This window comes from Paenibacillus algorifonticola, from assembly GCF_050481745.1.
Classification (GTDB): domain Bacteria; phylum Bacillota; class Bacilli; order Paenibacillales; family Paenibacillaceae; genus Pristimantibacillus; species Pristimantibacillus algorifonticola_A.
In genome coordinates this window covers 33,534-52,717 of record NZ_JBCNGR010000025.1, presented here as the reverse complement: position 1 = coordinate 52,717, position 19,184 = coordinate 33,534, and the positions used below count along the sequence as shown (strand labels likewise).

The window sequence follows — 19,184 nt, the reverse complement described above, 5'->3', positions numbered from 1 at the left end:
ACGATGTCTATTGATTTTGAATGAGACGGGTATAATAGCCATTTCGTTCCATGAGAGAAGTATGGGTGCCCCGTTCAATGATTTTTCCGCGCTCCAGTACAACGATTTCATCCGCGTCCCGAATCGTGCTGAGTCGATGGGCCACCGTAATACAGGTCAAGCCTCTGCGCCTCAGGCTATCGTCTACCTTCTTCTCCGTTGCCGGGTCCAGCGCGCTTGTCGCCTCGTCCAAAATAACAATCGATGGATTGCCAGCCAGCGCCCTTGCAATTTCCAGCCGCTGCCGCTGCCCTCCGCTGAAATTGCCGCCATTTTCCGAAATCATATGCTCATAGCCACCGCTGCGCTCTGCAATATGATCATGGATTACCGCATCCTTTGCAGCCCGAACAACGTCTATCTCCGGTATGGTAGAATCCCAAAATGTAATATTTTCTTTGATTGTTCCTTCCAACAGCACAATGTCCTGATCGACAACGGCAAGCGAATTGCCCATCCGATTGCGGGAAATTTCATCGCGTTTTAATCCGTCGAAGCGGATATCGCCGTCCCATGGCTCGTAAATGCCGGCAATCAGCTTCGCAATCGTCGATTTTCCGCTGCCGGAGCCACCAACCAATGCGACCTTCATTCCCGGCTGAATCGATAAATTAAACCGGTCAATCAGCGGGCCTTCCAGCTTGCTGTAGCCATACGTCAAATTGCTGATTTCAATTTGACCCGATAGCTTCGCCATATCAGGCGATTCAGAAGCCTGCTCCTGATTTTGCTGCATTTGTCTATCAATCGGATATTGCAGCACATCGTCCAGCCGCTTCATGCTTCCTCCCGCTTCTTGAATCGTGCCGGCCAGCGCAACCATCTCGTTGACGGGCTGACTGAAGCTTGCGGCAAGACTTTGGAAAGCGACCAGCGAGCCGATGGTCAGCGCCCCATCCATAACCTGAAAGCCGCCGAGAAACAAAATCGCAATGGCGCTTAGACTCGTCAGCAAAGCAGGAACGGCCATTAGAAACTGATTCGACACCCCGAATTGCTGGGTGGAATTGAGCAGCTTCGCTTGGTAGCCCGACCATTTGACGAAAAAATCCGCCTCGGAGCTGTTCGATTTCAATGTCTCAATGACTTGAAGCCCATTCATGGACACGCCCTGCATCTTGCCAGCCTCCTGCAGCAGGCGCAAATTTTGGTCGTTGCGTTTGCGGGTTATAAACCGCATGAAGACAAGGTTAAGCAGGGAAGCCCCGATAGCGATGCCGGTCAATGCTACGCTGTATTGCAGCATCAGCAGCAAATAAAATACAATCATGACGCAGTTGAGCGCCGCTACAGCAAGCTGCCCGGATAGCAGTTGAGCAACGCGGTCGTTAATGGCAACCCTTGCCGCAATATCTCCACTGAACCGCTGGGAGAAAAACTCAATCGGCAGCCGCAGCACATGCCAGAAAAAACGGCTGGATGAGCTTAGAGCAAGCTTCATTTCCAGCCTGAGCAAGTAATAGCGCTGCAGCCACGTCAGAAACGCTCGCAGCAAAGCGGTCAGCCCCATTCCGATGAGCAGCGGGAACAGCCAATTTTTCAAATTGCCCAGCAGCACTTGGTCAATAAACACTTTGCTAAATACCGGAATAACTAGGCCCGGCAATACGAGAAATAATCCTGCCACTATCGCGAAGATGAGCGCCTTTTCCGACCCTTTGATTCGGCTGGACAGCGAGCTTAGCACACTTGGCGCTTTCCCTTGACGGACGTACGTGGGGGATGGTTTAATCGCAATGGCAACGCCGGTAAAGGATTGGTCAAACTCCTCGAATGTGATTTCACGAGGACCTGTGACCGGATCATTCAAATACACACGATCTTTATCAATGCCCTCCAGCACGAGGAAATGATTGAAATTCCAGTGGATGATCAGCGGCCATGCCATCGTTCTTAAATCTTCCGGATTTTTGCGATATCCTTTCGCTTCCATGCCGTATTGGCGTGCTGCTTTGAGCACATTGCTGGCCTTGCTTCCATCCCGGGAGACACCGCAGGCAATCCGCAGCTCCTCAAGCGGAATGAAGCTCTTGTAATAAGCGAGCACGATAGCAAGTGAAGCCGCTCCGCATTCTACGGCCTCCATTTGCAATACGGTTGGCGTCTTTACTCTTTTTGAGGCCACAAATCCGCTCTCCTCCCTATGCTTGGTGAAAAAGAGGCTGCGCTGCATGAAAAGATTGGGCTTCCCATCGCTAAAAGCGAACACTTGCGTTTCTCCAGCCCAACCCTTTCCTTTACGCTGCGCCTTTTTCCCCACGCCTTTCTCAATTATTTAAAATATGGAATGACGGTTGCGATCGGGCGCTGTGAGCTGACCGTGATGGAACCATCGACCATCATGCCGCTGCTCAGTCGAACGGGCGGACCTTGCTCCGTCGTCCAGCTGTACCCGCTTGCCATCTCGGAATTAGGGGCAAGATTGACGCGGACTTCAAGCGATACGCCCTGCGACGCCATTTGCTGTACAAGACCTTCATTGCCGAGCGTAGACATCATGCCCTGCACCGTTACTGGAAACTCGGATACCGAGACGACCTGCCCAATTAGCGAGCCAAACTCTTCGCGGTTAATCGAGCCTGGCGATACACGCACCTCCATGCCCGGAAGCAGCTGCCGGCCCTGACTGACCGGCACATACAGCACGGCAATCAATTCATCCGTCTGCACGCCGTACGTTTCCAGCCGGATAATATCGGAGCCATCCCCAATGTAATTGCCCGTCTTCACCAAAACCTCTTTCACTTTGCCCGTATACGGGCTTATCACTCTTGTACTGTATTCATAGCCGAGCTGCTGCTGCTCCAGCTGCTGCTTCAGGCTTTTAAGCTCCGCTACACGGCCCGCCCTGTCTTCAGCTGTCGCCCCTTCAAGGCTCGCAATGGCAAGCTTAGTCTGCTTAATTTGCTCCAGCAGCTTCGGCTGCTCCATCCGGCCGATAACTTCGCCTTGCTTCACCGTGTCATTTTCGACCACACGAATATCCGACATCGCTCCAGCCGCTGAGGCATGAACCGTTTTCAGTCCACCTGGTCGAATGAGCACACCCGGCCCATCCGCTTTGACGTTCATCGTACCGAAAATTCCCCAATACAAGGCGGCGACAATGAGCAAGCCTACACCCGTGAGCATAAGCCAGCCGCGAGGCGAGGTTACCCGAACCAAATTGTCGAGCTGCTCCGGGGAAGACAGCCGCTCAAGTGCCACTTTACGAAAAACATGATTATTCATCGCTACCTCCCAAGTGTTGAAGCCTAACACTTCCTTACAATGGATTCGGAATGAGCACCTCATCCAGACGATTGAAGGTTCCTGCCTCCAGCTTTTTCATGACAATGCTCATTCCCTGAACGTCGCCCTGAGCGTCGAAAGAATGCTGACCCGTAACCCCTTCCCAGCTCTTAAGCTCGGACAATGCGGAAGCTATCGCTTTCGGACTGCGGGAGCCCGCTTTCTCGATGCCGTCAGCGAGCAGCTTTAGCGAATCGTAAGCCTGCGCCGCCCATTTGCCCGGCTCTTTCCCATATTTGTCAATATACTGCTGCCGGAAGCTTTGATTAACCTCAGAAGCCCCAAGCTCATGGTAAACCGAAGCGACTATCGTTCCTTCCACTGCTTCACCTGCTTGGGCAAACTCCGCTGAATCCAGAGCATCGCCGCCAATAACGGGTATGGTCATGCCAGCGGCACGAATCGCTTTTACGAAGGAGATTCCTTCGCTTGCCCTCGTGGCCACCATAATAAGATCGCTATCAAGCGTTTTCCACTTATCGACAATGCGCAAAATATCGGCCGTATCCTTATAGCCTGACAAACGGTCAACGACGCGAAGCCCCGACTGGGATGCCTGATCTTCGAAGGCATTCGCCAGTCCTCTTCCATACTCGTCATCCGTATAATAAATCGCTATATTTCGGTGCTTCGTTCCACCGGCGTACATGGCAAGCGCCTGTCCAAGCTGATTATCATTAGGAATATTGCGGAAAATATAAGGGCTGTTCACATCCGTCAGCTTCGGTGATGTTGATGCCGGCGTCAGCAGCACAATGCCCGCATGCGCATAAATGCGTGACGCTGGCACCGTTACGGAAGAACCACGATGACCGATGACCGCACTGACAGCAGGATTATCCGCAAATTGCTGCGCAATCGCCATGCCTTTTGTCGTAGAGGCTTCGTCATCCATTTCCATCAGCTTGATTTTCTTCCCGCCTAGTATGCCTTCCTGATTGATTTGCTCAAGCGCCAGTTGAAGCCCTTCATGAAATTGATCGTTCTGCTGCTCAAATGGCCATACCGCTCCAATGACCACCTCGCCAGGCGAGCCGCTAAGCGCCCGCTCCCGAGCTTGATCCGGTTCGTAGGACGAAGCGCATCCGCTTATCGTCAGCGCGATTCCGAGCAGTGCGATTTTCCATAACAGCCCCTTTCGGCGTGTTCCCCCCATAACATTCACTAGGCTATCTCCCTTCAAAACTAAACCTGACTAAACCTTTATACCTATCAAGTCCTACTGCCCTACATTATAAAATAGCCCAAAATGTTAAACCATCAATTCAAAGTCAAGATAACCTCAATTTCATTTAAAATCTGATTTATCCAATCGACATATTTTTGCGAACATGAGATACTTAAAACAGGCGAATTTTGAGACTTTCGGCAGGGTATGCCGCTGCTAGAGAAGTAGAATCTACTCGCTCTCTTCCAAAATATAAAAATTTATAAGTTTCACACTTATAAATGGGCTTATATTTCATCGCGAAACGATTGCTTTGCCGCCGAAGGACGGCTTCATCCGTTTACGCTCGGCAAGCTATACAAGAGGAGAATGGCTATCATATGTCTTCTAAAAATACGGTTTTGATCGTAGATGATGATCATGAAATTAATGAATTGCTGACCATGTCTCTGAAAAGGGAAGGGTTTCATACGTTGTCCGCCTACAATGGCGTGGATGCTCTTAAAGCGGCGCAGGAGCATGCTCCTGATCTGGTGCTGCTCGATGTGCTGCTGCCGGGTATGGACGGTTTTCAAATTTGCAGCGAAATTCGCAAAACGAGCAATGTGCCGATTTTGTTCGTCAGCTGCAAGGACGAGGATATCGATAAAGTGCTGGGGCTTGGCCTTGGAGGGGATGACTTCATTTCGAAGCCGTTTAGCCCGATTGAACTGATCGCCAGAGTTAAAGCACATATCCGAAGAAGCAATTTGCTGCATAAGCACGAAGAGGTATCCGATAAAACGTTAAAATTTGATCAATTGCTCATTGATCCCGCCACCCACCTTGTGCTCGTGGACAACAAGCCCGTTTCCCTATCAGCCAAGGAATTCAAGCTACTGTTCCATCTCGCTAAAAATCCGAACCGGGTATACAAAAACGAACAGCTCTTTTCGTTGCTCTGGGATGATGTCCATATGGGAGATACACATACCGTCATGGTACATATTTATAATTTGCGAAAAAAACTGGAGAAAAATCCAGCAAAGCCGCATTATATCCGCACCATTCGCGGCGTCGGCTATAAGTTCAACGACAAGCCTGCCGAAGCCAGTGAATAACTGGGATGGCATCGGTTCCATTTTTATTCATCCCGCAGTATAAATTCCCTCTCATTATAATCTTCAAGCCTAATGTTCAGAGCATTCAATTGCATACAGCTTATCCTTATGAGCTGATTGTAATCAATGAGCTGGATGATCCATCCGGACTTGAGCGATATAAGGGCATGCCGGGATTTCGCTGCTTGACTTGGCCTGGCTCGTTCAACGCTGCCGAAGGGTTCCAAATTGGAGCTTCCCTGGCTGAAGGCGAATTATTAGTATTTATGCATGATTATATCGCGGTGACCAGCCAGTGGTTGGCCGATCTTGCCGGATGTCTGGAAGATAACCGCAGCCTTGCGGTTATTAGTCCTATGATGAATGACATAACCGGGGAGCAGCGGCTGGATTACGATTACTCTGATATCGCCTCGCTTTATACGCTGGCAAAAGGAAGACGTGCGCTTCGTTCACGCGGAATCCGCAAAGTGGACACGCTGGCGGGCCCCTTGCTCGTCATACGCAAGAGCGCCTTCATCGAAATGCGCGGTTTTTATTTTCAGCCTGAACAGGGCAGCCTTGCTTTTTCAACTGTAGGCCTAAACGCCATTCCGGCTGGCTACGAGCTGGCTGTCGCTCAAGATTGCACGGTCATTAATCTTCTCCCTTCTGAACACGACGATCATAAACCACCTCAGACTCACCCTCCAATTCTCAATTGTCCCTTTACAATAAGTCTATGCATGATTGTAAAAAATGAAGAGCAGACCCTTGCGCGCTGCTTGTCCAGCGCCAATGCTGCCATCGATGAAATTATTATCGTCGATACAGGCTCAATCGATAATACTAAAGTCATCGCTAGCGATTTTACCGATAACATCTATGATTTTGCCTGGGTGAATGATTTTGCCAAGGCGCGTAATTATGCTTTCAGCAAGGCGATGATGGACTACATTTTTTGGCTGGATGCTGACGATGTGCTGCTGCCGCCTCGGTTGTTATCATATGGAGGAGGGTGACTATGCCGGGGCAACAGGTGCTACTGGGGCGGCAGGGATAGCGGGTGATATTGGCGCTACTGGAGCTACTGGGGCTACCGGTGCTACTGGACCGACTGGTGCTCAGGGCATTCAAGGCGTTACTGGTGCTACAGGAGCAACCGGTGCTACTGGAGCTACAGGTTCTTAACGTTATTATGTATCGTTTCAAGTGATATCGCGGTGTCGACTATAAAATGCGAAAAGACACTGCCTCTCTTGGCAGTGTCTTTTCGTTCTTGGCAGTGTCTTTTCGTTCTTGGCAGTGTCTTTTCGCATTTTTCTGCTTAAAATTAATCATTGATTAGCTCTGCTTGCAGCAGCATTCGATAAATCAGCACGGTCGTCTCTGCGCGTGTCAGAGATTTTTGCGGCTGCAGCTTTTTGCCATAGCCCTTTATCAAACCCTCCTTAATGGCGGTCTGTATCGCTTCGCGCGCCCACTCCCCAATTTGATTAACGTCAGCGTATTCGGATAAATCCACTGTTGTATTGTCATTTATTGCAAGCGAGGCCCCTTTTGCCAGTCTCAGCGCACGAACGATGATGACAATAGCTTCTTGCCTCGATACCTGCTCGTTCGGCCTAAATGTTCCGTCTTTAAACCCGTCCATAATACCATAGGCCTTTACAGAAGCTACAGCACCACTATACCAGCTCGACTCAATTACGTCGTGGAAGTCGGTACGATTCCCCACGTTCGGCAAGCCTAATGCTCTTGCAAGCAATGCGGCTATTTCAGCACGCGTAATGACGGCTTCCGGATTAAAACGGCTTTCTTCCTGTCCATTTACAATCATTCTGCTGTTCATACTGGAAATTTCTTCAGCAGCCCAATGTCCTTGAATGTCCACTAAATCGGATTTTTTGAGTGCGAGTGCAAAGGTACTGTTCGTAAACCCTTGAATAATGGCAGCCTGTCGTCCATTCAGCTCTGTAAACACCGTTGGCGCTGGGCGTACGCCTAATTTCTCATCCCATACTACTGCTGTTGACGCTTTATTGGAATCATTCATTGGCAAATAAATGACCCTTTCCACATAACGATTAAAGCTGGAAAGCTCTTTTAGTCCAGTTGGGGTAATCCGTTCTATTTTAAACTGAAGGAGATTTCCCACAAGCTGAAAGCCGCCTTTTTCTGCCTCATGCTGCAAGCTGGCTATCGTTTTACTTTTATCAATTCCTATTATAATACGAATGTCAGTTGCACTGCTCCAACCGTATTCCTTGCTTGTCAGCTCGGCCATAGGCAAACGATACTGTCCGTACTTCGTCTTCAAGGTAACGGTCGAAGCCTTTTGGGAGAGCATGACCGCTGCTTCAGCCGTAAGCTGCAAGCTGACTTGGTCCGCCTCATTTTCGATAAAAATAGAGATCGTCTGCTCTGGCGAAGAGGACAATGAATCCGTCGCCTTACTGATGGTAACAGCATCCAATTTGGCATTGATATGCTTTGACCCGTTTGCTTCCATCTGGAGCGAAGCCACACCCGCTATTTCTTTATCATTAATCCGAATTACAATCGACGTATCCGCTGCAGAAGCAGTCGTGATGGAGGTGCCGCCTGAATTGGAATTAGCGGCGGCTGCGCGGTTTACGATGAGCTTATAATTTTTAATCGTGCCATCCTGCGCCTCGATCCGAACCTCAAACGTATTGCTACCCGTAGCAAGCGAATATTCATCGGTTGCCGTGCCACTCGTCACCTGTGTACCGTTTACGTAAACTACCGAATAGGCATTTGACGTGGTCAATGTCATATTCAAACCAGCTGTCGACTGACTCACATTGGCCGTATAATCCGTAATGGCCGGATCAAAATTGAAGCTCACCGCGCCTCCAGCTCCCGCTAATTCCCATTTCGACAAATCCGCATTGCTGCTTAAAGGAACGATATTTTGAATGTTAATCGTAGCAACAGCAGCATTTCCTGTGGTATCCAGGGCATAGACGGAATATACTCCGTTCGTCTGTACGGTAAATTGATCCGTTATTTCCGCGCCATCCGTTTCAAAATAGGAGACATTGCGACTTCCTTCCGCCCATTTGATCGAAGCGATGTGGTTGAATTCCCCTATAGCTGCTGCCGACGTATGAACAGTCACCGTTCCAAAAGTTGCTGCGGCAGGGTCTGCTTGCAGTGAAATAGTCGGAGGCTGATTATAGACGAATGATACATCTACAGTTTGGTCCAGCGTAACTCCGCTCTCCTCTTCTTCGGCAAAATAAGTGACGTCCTCTGCGGTCGTATTGCTTACCGCAAAGACAGCAATTCCATCTGCATCGGTCACTACAGTAGGCTGAGCAATTATGGAGTGCCCGCCACTTGCTTGAAGCAGTACCGTCTGTCCCTCTATCGGATGGTTATGATCATCCAGCAGCTTCACGGTAATCAGAGCGCTGCTGCCATCTGCCCGAACAACTGCCGCACTTGCGGTGACGGTTGATTTGGAGGGGCTTACCTCCCCGGCGATGAACTCGATTTCTTCAGTCATCTGTATCGTCTGCCCATTCACAGTTGCGCTCACAATTGCTTGACCTAACGTATTCGATGCAGTCAGCGTTGCTGTATACGTGCCGTCACCGTTATCCGTTACCGCACTAACAGTACCTAGCGTCGTAGCAATCGTTACCGTCGCTCCTCCTGTTGTTAATCTGTTCTCCCGTGCGTCGCTCAGCCTTACATGAATCGTTGTCTGGCTTGCTCCGTCAGCGGTTAGGGACCCATCTGACACTTGAATTCTGCTAGTTAATACGGATGGAGCTCCCGGTACAAACGATACGCTTGCCGTAGCGGCAAGCGCCAGACCGCCAGCTTTGGCGCTCACAATAGCGGTGCTTGCTGTTGATGATGCAGTCAGCAGCGCCGAATAGGTTCCGTCTCCGTTATCCGTCACGACACCTACCGTACCCCGCGTCGAAGCAATCGTTACCGCTGCTCCTCCGCTCGTCAAAGCATTGCCCTGTGCGTCCTTCAGCTTCACGCTTATCGTCGTCTGGCTCGCACCATCGGCGGTCAAGGACGCATCTGCTGACTCCACAGTGCTCGTCGCCGTTGAAGCAGCTCCCGCCACAAACTGCACGCTCGCTGTTGACGCTATCAACTGGCCTCCAACAGTTGCACTGACGGTCGAGCTGTCTATTGTTGCTGGAGCTGTCAATGTCGCCGAATAAGTTCCGTCTCCGTTATCCGTTACGGGGCTTACCGTCCCCTTAGTAGCAGCAATCGTTACCGCTGCTCCTCCGCTCGACAAGACGTTGCCCTGCGCATCCTTCAGCTTCACGCTTATCGTCGTCTGGCTCGCGCCATCGGCGGTCAAGGACGCATCCGCCACCTCCACTGTGCTCGTCGCCGTTGAAGCAGCTCCGGCCACAAACTGCACACTCGCTGTTGACGTGATCGTTTGGCCGCCAACGGTTGCGCTGACAGCCGAGCTGCCTACCGTTGTCGAAGCTGTCAGTGTCGCTGAATAAGTTCCGTCTCCGTTATCGGTTACGGAGCCCACGTTCCCCCGTGTCGCAGCAATCGTTACCGCTGCTCCTCCGCTCGTCAAAGCATTGCCCTGCGCGTCTTTCAGCTTCACGCTTATCGTTGTCTGGCTCACACCATCGGCAGTCAAGGTCGCATCTGCTGACTCCACAGTGCTCGTCGCCGTTGAAGCAGCTCCGGCCACAAACTGCACGCTCGCTGTTGACGTGATCAATTGACCGCCAACGGTTGCGCTGATGGTCGCGCTACCTACTGTCACAGGAGCAGTTAAACTTGCCGTATAGGTCCCATTTCCGTTATCCGTAACCGCGCTTACCGTTCCCTTCGTCGCAGCAATCGTTACCCCTGCTCCTCCGCTCGTCAAGGCATTTCCCTGCGCATCTTTCAGCTTCACACTTATCGTTGTCTGGCTCGTGCCATTAGCCGTTAGCGATGCAGCGCTCGTTTCAACTGTGCTTTGCACTGCAGAAGGCGCACCTGCCACAAACTGCACACTCGCTGTTGACGCTATTGCCTGGCCGCCAACGCTCGCGCTCACTACGGCACTGCCCACCGTCGTCGGCGCAGTCAGCGTCGCCGTATACGTTCCGTCTCCATTATCCGTTACAGCGCTTACTGTCCCGTTCGTCGCCGAAATTGCAACCGTCTCCCCTCCCACTGTCACTGGCGTTCCTTGCGCATCTTTCAGCAGCACGCTCACGGTTGTCTGGCTTGTGCCATCGGCAGCAAGGCTCGCCTGAGCGCTTGAAACGCTGCTCAAGGCCGGAGAGAGCGAATAGTCTGCGACCATGTACGTTTTAAAAGAAAAATCACGGCTGCTGGCACTTGAATACCCCCTTGTATAAGTATCTGTGGGGCTGTTATACCATCCAAAACCTGAGCCGCCTGCATATTCCGTAGTAACAACCATTCGATACATCGTTTCCTTGGTTAAATAAACGGAGGCCCCGGAAAAATCAACGGCGTTCCAGCCTGCCCACATCGATGCTAATTGCGCAGATCCAAGCGGCGTTGACAGGTCGCTATCCTTATAGATGCTAATTCGAAGAGCGCCTGGCGTGCCAAAGTAATCAAAAATATTTAAATGAATGGCATCAAGATATCCCGTTACCGATGGGGTAAAGGTTTGAATGCGCGGGTTTGCCGCATCCACCCATATATTCCCATAAACATCCAAACTCTCCTGATCCAATACAGCAGCTCCCGCCGCCTCCGCTAAGCGTACAGATGGCAGCTCCAGTAAAAGTACAACTGCAAGAAATACAGCAATCCATCGTTTATTCCATTTCCATGCTTTCATCATAATCCCCCAATAAATAAATTCATTCTAACTGTTAAAAAAAGTAATTCCGCCAACTACTATAGCCACCGCAAAAAAAACAACGCTATACCACTTCGTAAACCTCCAACTCGTACCATCGCCATCCCACCATATTTTCGCTAAAATTACGATTCCCAAAATGATGGTGCTGACAAAAGCAATGAGGGCATCCGTCATCGTCTGTTCACCCCAGCCTCTCTCCATGTTCTATGTATGTACCAAATTAATGTAAAAACCGCTATAACCCTATACCTCTTAAGGAGTATTTTCACTAAAATCGCCCGTAAACGGCGCACGATTTATTATAATAGAAGGAATGAAAGAGTAATTTGACGCCAGAGGTGTTAGGTAATGACAGGAATGCAGCCTTTCGATGATACAACCGGCCAATTGGAGCCAAGTCTAGCTCCCGCCGCGATGCCACTTAGACAATTTATGGGGGAAGGAAGGGGGATGCCTCCTGAGACTTTTCTGCCTTTGGCGAAAGAGCTTGTGGCAAGCATAGGGGAGCTCCATCAGCAGCATATGATTCATCTTGATTTGCGGCCGGAGAGAATAACAATTTTTGCTGATAAAAATAGTGCTGCCGTTAATGACCGCGGATTTGCCGTACAGCGCACCGCCGACCGCTATGTTCGCCCGGCCGGACATTTGATCTCCGAACCGTCACTGGCCTACTGCTCGCCGGAAAACACCGGGCGCATGCAGCGGGCGGTCGACGAGCGAAGCGATCTTTATTCTCTGGGCATCATTTTTTACGAAATGCTGGCAAACCGCCTGCCCTTCGTCGCAGACAATTCGCTTGAATGGGTGTATATGCATTTGGTACAGAGCCCTCTGCCAATAACGGATCAGCAGCAGGCTTGGCCTGATGGGCTGGAAGCAATTATTATGAAGCTGCTTGAAAAAAATCCAGACAAACGCTATCCCAATGCCTCCCTCCTGCTCGCTGATTTGGACAAAGTTGGCCACTCCCTGCCTGCTTTTATACTGGAGCCCGGCTTTCACGGCAGGGAGTATGAGCTTTCAATACTCACTCAGGCTTTCTATTCCGCCTGCTTCGGTTCCACAGAATTAGTCTATATTTCGGGTGAAGCCGGTATTGGCAAAACCGCCCTCATCGATGAAGTATTTCGCAAACAGCTGCACACACAGGATTTTTTCTACATCACAGGGAAGTTTGAGCAGCTTGCGAATGTAAGCCCCTATCATCCGATTATTCAGGCGTTTCGCGGACTTATTCGCCACTTGCTTGGTGAGCACAAGGATAAGTCTGAACAATGGAAGCTTCGGCTGCGGGAGGCACTGGGGGCAGGTGCCAGCGTCATTACCGCCATAATCCCGGAGGCCGCCCTGCTTCTGGGCGATGTGCCTGTGGCGGAGGAGCTGCCTGCCCATGAATCGCATAAGCGCTTCATTTACGTTTTCCGCAAATTTGTGCAGGCTCTAGCTTCAAAAGAGCAGCCCATTGTGCTGTTTATTGATGATTTGCAATGGGCAAATTTATCGTCGCTGCAGCTTATTCATGCTCTAGTCTGCGATCCGGAATGCCAGTACCTGCTCTTTGTATGCGCGTATCGCCATCTGGAAACCGACTGCAGCAAGCTGCCCGGATATGAGCCGGATGGGAGTGTCTCGGAGCAAGCGGTCGTTCGTCATCTTCATCTGGCGCCGCTCGATATCGAGCCGATTCAGGAGTTTGTCATGGAGGCGCTGAACAGCCCAGCCGAGACAACCTTGTCTTTAACGGAGCTGCTTTATCATAAATCTGGCGGCAATCCCTTTCACTTCAAGCAAATTCTGCTTCGCATGCAGGATGACGGCAGTTTAAGGTATAACTACGATAAACGCAGCTGGCAATGGGATTGGGAGCAAATAATCGAGCAGGAGCCCAGCTTTGCCATTCATGATCTGATGGCGTATAGATTGAACAGACTGTCTTCCACGGCGCAGAAGCTGCTCCAAATCGCATCCTGTGTAGGAAGCACCTTTTCACCGCATGTCATTGCACAGGTCGCCCGACAGAATATCGAGGCGCTGTCCTCGGAATGGCCCGCTATTGAGGCCGAAGGAATCATCCTTCCCGTTCAAAAGCAGCAATATCGTTTTGCCCACGATAGTATTCAGAAGCTGATTTACAGCCAATTGGACGATTCAGCGAAGCAGGACCTGCATGTCCAAATCGGCCGTTTTTTGAACAGGCAGCACGAGGCTGCATCGGAAGCTGGAATCGAGGAGCATGTGTTTGATGCCGTCAATCATTTGAACAGGGGCGCGAAGCTCCTCTTTGACCCGGATGAAAGGCTTCAGCTCGTGAGGCTGAATTTAGAGGCAGGAACACGGGCCAAAGCCTCCTCCGCCCATGATGTCGCCTTAGGCTATTTTCACAAAGGGGTCGTGCTGCTGAACGCAGCAGATTGGGAGTCATCCTTTGAGCTTTGTTTTGACCTCTATGCCCAAAAAGCGGAATGTGAATATATGTGCGGCCATTACGAGCAATCCGGCGCCGACATCGATCTGCTGCTTAACTATGCGCGCAATCCGGCTGAACGAAGCAGCGTATTTATGATTCGAATTATGCAATATATCAATCAGGGCAAATATTTGGAAGGCACCGCTCTCGGCCTGCAAAGCTTGAGGGAGCATCACATTATCATTGATCCTAATCCTGGAAGCCAAATGCTTATGATTGAAGGCTTGCGAATTGAAATGCTGCTGCGCAACCGCTATGACAAGCTTGCCGAGCTGAAGGAAATGACTGATGCGGACCGGATCGCAGCGATGAATTTGATTTTTGCGATGGTGCCCTCTACCTTCTTTACGAATAAAAAAGTCTATTTTTTGCTCATATGCCGGGCGATCCAGCTGTCGCTTAAACATGGGAACACACCTGTTTCCGCTGCTGCCTATTCGGCTTACGGCATGATTTTGGGCATTTCCATGGGGAAATTCAACAAGGGCTATGCCATTGGCAAGGTAGGCGTGGAGCTTTCCGAGCGATACAATATCTCTTCCGTTAAAAGCAAAACCTATACGATCTACGGCGGAGTATTGTGCCAATTTGCCGGCAAGGCTGGGGAAGGCGATTTTTATGTATCCCAAGCGATGCGTCTAGGTATGGACTCTGGCGATTATGTGTTTGCCAGCTATGCGATCGGAGCCCATATCAATGCCCTGTATGCAAGAGTTCCGATAAGCGAATTAAATCGGAGAATAGCCGACTATATGGTTGTGCTGGATACGACGAAGGATGAATTCGTGCGGCAAAATTTTTACCTTTATCAGCAGTTTTTTCTCGCGCTGCAAGGCCGAACGAATGCGCCGGACTCCTTCAGCGGACCTGGCTTTGATGAAGCGCAATTTTTAACGCAAATTCGCCGTGAGGAGACGGCAGCTACGACCTTATTTCAATTCAGCTCTTACAAAACGCAGCTTTGCTGCCTTCTGGGGCGCTATGACGATGCGATTCAATGGGCCAGCCAAGCGAAGACGCATGAAGCCTACGCCACGCATTTGCCCCATTTGCCGGAATGCCTATTTTATGAATCGCTAGCTATCATGGCGGCCTATCCCGATCTGCCCAAACACCCGGCTATGAGAAAAAGCCTGCTGCGCAATCTTGGCCATTTGCGAAAATGGGCCCTATGGAGTCCGGATTTTTATCAGGCAAGATCCGACATTCTTTATGCAGAATATGCTCGCGTCTGCCATAAGCGAAGCGAGGCAGAGGAGCTTTATGACAAAGCGCTGCGCCAAGCCAGAGAGGTGAGCGATATTCAAGCGATTAGCCTTGCAGCCGAGCTCGCAGCGAACTACTATTTGGCTCAAGCTAAGATCAAGACGGCTTTATTTTATTTGCAGACCGCACACGACGGGTATATGCAGTGGGAAGTGTACGTAAAATCCAAGCATTTGGAGAAGCAGCTGCTTAGCTTGCGGCGGCAAGAGCAGACACAAGCAGATTCCGCTCCTGCACGAATGTCCTTATACGCCCTGCCTGCCGATACGGATAGGAGCCAGAAGGAGCAGCCAGCTGCTCCAGCCTACTTCCACAGCAACGAAACGCTGGCAACGGAAAGCCTTGATCTCGCCGCCATATTGCAAACCACGCAAGCGATAGCGAACCCGCTCGATATGGACGCCGTGCTTGCGGAAATCATGAGAACGATATTGAGGCATGCTGGCGCAAGCAAGGGGGCCTTGCTAACAGGCAGTCATGATGTCCTTTCTGTTCAAGTGTATGCCGCCTTGGAGAATCCGAATGCTCCCTACCCTTTCGAGCTGAATGACAGCTCCTTGCTGCCGGAAGGCATTATCCGTTATGTCCTTCGGACACAGGAGAAGGTTCATTATGCTGGAGCAGAGGAAAGCTGGCTTATCCATAACCCTTATATGGGAAAGCATCGGCCCCAATCGGTTATATGCATCCCCGTTGCTGTTCACGGCACCATGCTCGGCGTGCTTTATCTTGAAAATAAGCTGGCAAGCGGCGTGTTCACAGCTGAACGCATACCGGTATTGCTCGCTATGGCCTCTTACGGTCTACTAATGTGTGTTCTGCAAAGCTTGCCAGAGCAACCCGAGCTTCAGGCCAGCAAGGAAACCGATGATAGACAGCCGCTTCCCAGCTTGATCGCGGAGCCGCTGACGGAGCGAGAACTGGAGGTGCTTGCCCTGCTTGCCTCAGGCTTATCCAACAAAGAGATTGCCGAGCATCTCATTATCGCCCTAAGCACGGTGAAGGTGCATGTGAAAAATATTTTTGCTAAACTCAAGGTCAATCGACGCACAAAAGCAGTCGCCCAGGCGAAGGAGATGAAGCTGCTCAGCTAATGCAGTCAGCCCTATCCCACTTTTCGCAAATGTAATCGACTCACTAAATGGAGGTATTCATGAACATGATCCCTACATCCCCACATTCATTTGGATCAAGTGCATATGTCACCACTGGCGATTGAAGCAAGCTGCATTATATGGTTAAAGGAAGCAGCAAGCTGACGGTCGTTTTTGAATCAGGCATGGGTTTTTCCCGCTCGACCTGGGGCCTCGTTCAACCAATCGTTGCCAAGCATGCTCGCGCCGCCGAATATGACCGTGCGGGCAGCGGACGCAGCGATGCCGATACGGCTCCCCGCACGCTTCATAGGCTCGCCAAGGACCTCGGCGTTTTGCTCGATGCCCTTGGCACTGGCCCCTTCATTCTCGTGGGCCACAGCTGGGGTGGCCCGATTGTTCGCGCCGCAGCAGCGGCAAATCCTTCACGCATGCGCGGTATTGTATTGGTCGACCAGTCCGACGAAAATTGCGCAATGTATTTCGACAAAGCTGCCGCTAAACGGTTTGCGATGAGCCGAGTGCTTTTTCCGCTATTGGCGCGGCTCGGTCTATATCGCCTGTTCGGCAGCCGCCCCGGCAGCGTCCAGCCTGCCGATGTAGCAGCGGATCATCGCAAGGAGGATTTTACGATTGCAGCTGTGAGCACGATGGCTGCTTAACTAACGCCAATTCTGGACGATTTGGCCTCGCTTCGCACCAAGCCTCCAGCGGCCTCCTTGCCGGGCGTCAGATTTGTCGAAGCTCCCCATTCTGGCCATCTCGTCATGTTCACCGATCCAGCTATTATCGTTGAAGAAATTTTGAAGATGAACGTGTAAGAGAAAAAGCCCTGCTCCAGTGGAACTTCTTCCACATGGTGCAGAGCTTTTCGTGCTGAAGCCACGCTATTTTTTCAACAGCAAATATGCAAAATACGGTACGCCGATCAACGATACCATGATGCCAGCCGGGATGCCATCAGGATCGACAATGTTGCGGCCAATCGTATCCGAGAGCAGCAGCAACAGCCCGCCGAGCAGCACAGCGACCGGAATAAACAGCTGATTGCGCGGACCAACCAGCGTCTTTGCAATATGCGGAGCCATTAGCCCCACGAAAGCGATGCCGCCCGTCACAGATACCGCAGCAGCAGCAGAGGCTACGGCTGTTACAATCAGCATGAGACGCTCACGTTCAAGATTCAAGCCGACACCCCGCGCCGATTCCTCGTTCAAGCTGAGCAGATTGAGCCGCTGAGCTTTATACAGTGTGAACGGAATGAGCAGGATGAGCCAAGGAAGCAGCGCCCAAATAAACGGCCAATCCGTTCCCCATATGTTTCCTGCCAGCCACTTGGATATAAAATCGACCTTGGAGCGTTCCGCTGCGGAAATGATGACGATCATAATACCCGACAGCGCCAGAGAAAAGCCGACGCCGACCAGCACCAGACGTATCGGATCAAGTCCGCGGCTTCTGCTGTATGAGAAAGCATAGATAAGTGCAGCCGTAAGCAAGGCCCCGATAAAGGCAACTACCGGCAAAACATAAACAAATGATCCGACGCTCACCGGAACATACAGAAAGAAAATCGCAATGCCTACGCCTGCGCCGGAATTAATGCCAATGATGCCTGGGTCCGCCAGCTCGTTGCGGGTTACGCTCTGCAAAATCGAACCGGATAAAGCGAGCGCCATTCCCGAAAGCAAGGTAATAAAGATACGCGGCAGCCGTACCGAAAACAGCACAAACTCCTCTTTAAACGTGCCTTGCCCAAGCAAAACGGGAAGCAGCCGGTCAAAGGATAGAGATGCATAGCCTAAGCCCATGCTCACCACCGCAACCACGGCGATTAACCCTAAGCCGACAAGCAAAATCAAACGTTGTTTACGAGCTAGTGTACGTGGAATCATGAGAAAGCTTTGCCTCCTTTACGCACGACAATCAGGAAAAAAGGCAAGCCCACCATCGCCACAATCGCGGCCATTGGCGTCTCATAAGGCGCATTAATAGTGCGGGCAAGCGTATCGGCAAGCAGCATAAAGGAAGCGCCTATAAATACCGAAATCGGCATGATATTCCGATAGTCGGTTCCAACGACCAAGCGGACGATATGGGGAATCATTAAGCCCACGAAAGCAATGTTTCCAACCAGCGCAACCGCCGCCCCCGTAAGCAAAATGATAAGTACAAACAAAATCGCTTTGATTTGTACAAGCCTTTGCCCAAGACCAACCGCCACATCATCACTTAGGCTCAAAATCGTCAGCTGGCTCGAGAGCATAAGCGCCACCAGTATGCCGATCAAAATAACCGGAGCGATCGCTTGAAGCTGTCCCCAAGTCGTACCAATCAAGCCGCCAGCCGTCCACATAGACACATCCTTGGATATTTTGAAGGCAAGGCTAATACCGCTTGAAATGGCGTAGAGAAAGGCTGAAATCGCCGCGCCCGCCAGCACAATCCGCATCGGAGACAGGCTGCCCCGGCGCATGGAGCTAAGGATGAACACTAAAGCGGCCCCCAAAGCAGCACCGAGAAAGCAGGCGATCATCATGCCGAAATAACCTAGCCCTGGCAAAAATATAAAGGTCAGCGCCAGCCCCATGTTCGCGCCCGAGGTTAAACCCAGCAAGCCCGGATCAGCGAGCGGATTGCGGGTTATTCCTTGCATGATCGCGCCAGATACAGCAAAAGCCGCCCCAACCAAAATAGCGGCAAGCTCGCGCGGCACCCGAATTTCACGCAGGACGAGAAGATTGTCGGCCTTGGAATCGGTAGTCAGAGCAAGCCATAAGTCCTGCAAATGAATTTCCTTCGCTCCTAATAGAAGCGAAAGAATGAAGCATACGACCAGCAGCAATCCGCTGCCAGCCAGCTTCCAGGAAAACGAAAATGCGCCTTGTTTCTTTTTCAATTCAATCTCATCTTTTCTTCGAAT

At 51.0% G+C, this 19,184-nt stretch carries 11 protein-coding genes and 1 pseudogene; 5 read left to right on the top strand and 7 right to left on the bottom strand.

The window, feature by feature from the left end:
• Positions 1 to 7: 7 nt before the first annotated feature.
• From ABEW34_RS20760 to ABEW34_RS20750, 3 genes are all read right to left on the bottom strand, one after another.
• The gene (locus ABEW34_RS20760) at positions 8 to 2,164 is read right to left on the bottom strand and encodes an NHLP family bacteriocin export ABC transporter peptidase/permease/ATPase subunit (RefSeq protein WP_430161250.1); all 2,157 of its coding nucleotides are present in this window, start codon (positions 2,162 to 2,164) and stop codon (positions 8 to 10) included.
• 146 nt (positions 2,165 to 2,310) lie between these two features.
• A complete protein-coding gene (locus tag ABEW34_RS20755; protein WP_430161249.1) occupies positions 2,311 to 3,270 on the bottom strand; it encodes an NHLP bacteriocin system secretion protein in 960 nt (319 codons plus the stop codon).
• A gap of 34 nt (positions 3,271 to 3,304) precedes the next feature.
• Positions 3,305 to 4,486: an ABC transporter substrate-binding protein gene (locus ABEW34_RS20750; RefSeq protein ID WP_430161297.1), complete on the bottom strand. Its 1,182-nt coding sequence runs from the start codon at positions 4,484 to 4,486 to the stop codon at positions 3,305 to 3,307.
• A gap of 392 nt (positions 4,487 to 4,878) precedes the next feature.
• Between ABEW34_RS20750 and ABEW34_RS20745 the strand changes: the two genes are divergently transcribed.
• From ABEW34_RS20745 to ABEW34_RS20735, 3 genes and pseudogenes are all read left to right on the top strand, one after another.
• Entirely contained in the window at positions 4,879 to 5,598 is a 720-nt protein-coding gene (locus ABEW34_RS20745) for a response regulator transcription factor (protein ID WP_430161248.1), read from the top strand.
• 725 nt (positions 5,599 to 6,323) lie between these two features.
• Positions 6,324 to 6,566: pseudogene (locus tag ABEW34_RS20740) on the top strand (glycosyltransferase); the annotation flags it as partial.
• 19 nt (positions 6,567 to 6,585) lie between these two features.
• On the top strand, positions 6,586 to 6,768 hold the full coding sequence (locus ABEW34_RS20735) for a hypothetical protein (protein WP_430161247.1): 183 nt from the start codon (positions 6,586 to 6,588) through the stop codon (positions 6,766 to 6,768).
• A gap of 142 nt (positions 6,769 to 6,910) precedes the next feature.
• Here the strand turns inward: ABEW34_RS20735 and ABEW34_RS20730 are convergent, their stop codons facing one another.
• A complete protein-coding gene (locus ABEW34_RS20730; RefSeq protein WP_430161246.1) occupies positions 6,911 to 11,407 on the bottom strand; it encodes an invasin domain 3-containing protein in 4,497 nt (1,498 codons plus the stop codon).
• Positions 11,408 to 11,779: 372 nt separating this feature from the next.
• Here ABEW34_RS20730 and ABEW34_RS20725 point away from each other — a divergent pair, with 372 nt between their 5' ends.
• The gene (locus tag ABEW34_RS20725; RefSeq protein WP_430161245.1) at positions 11,780 to 16,261 is read left to right on the top strand and encodes an AAA family ATPase; all 4,482 of its coding nucleotides are present in this window, start codon (positions 11,780 to 11,782) and stop codon (positions 16,259 to 16,261) included.
• Positions 16,262 to 16,401: 140 nt separating this feature from the next.
• The gene (locus tag ABEW34_RS20720) at positions 16,402 to 16,923 is read left to right on the top strand and encodes an alpha/beta fold hydrolase (RefSeq protein ID WP_430161244.1); all 522 of its coding nucleotides are present in this window, start codon (positions 16,402 to 16,404) and stop codon (positions 16,921 to 16,923) included.
• Here the strand turns inward: ABEW34_RS20720 and ABEW34_RS20715 are convergent.
• Genes ABEW34_RS20715 through ABEW34_RS20705 form a run of 3 tightly spaced genes read right to left on the bottom strand, consistent with a single transcriptional unit; the run spans position 16,920 to position 19,160 of the window.
• On the bottom strand, positions 16,920 to 17,117 hold the full coding sequence (locus tag ABEW34_RS20715; protein ID WP_430161243.1) for a hypothetical protein: 198 nt from the start codon (positions 17,115 to 17,117) through the stop codon (positions 16,920 to 16,922). The genes ABEW34_RS20720 and ABEW34_RS20715 overlap by 4 nt on opposite strands.
• Positions 17,118 to 17,148: 31 nt before the next feature.
• Positions 17,149 to 18,156, bottom strand: coding sequence for a FecCD family ABC transporter permease (locus ABEW34_RS20710; RefSeq protein ID WP_056040924.1), 1,008 nt, complete (start codon positions 18,154 to 18,156; stop codon positions 17,149 to 17,151).
• Positions 18,153 to 19,160, bottom strand: coding sequence for a FecCD family ABC transporter permease (locus ABEW34_RS20705; protein WP_430161242.1), 1,008 nt, complete (start codon positions 19,158 to 19,160; stop codon positions 18,153 to 18,155). Before ABEW34_RS20705 ends, ABEW34_RS20710 begins: the two co-directional genes overlap by 4 nt.
• Positions 19,161 to 19,184 lie beyond the last annotated feature (24 nt).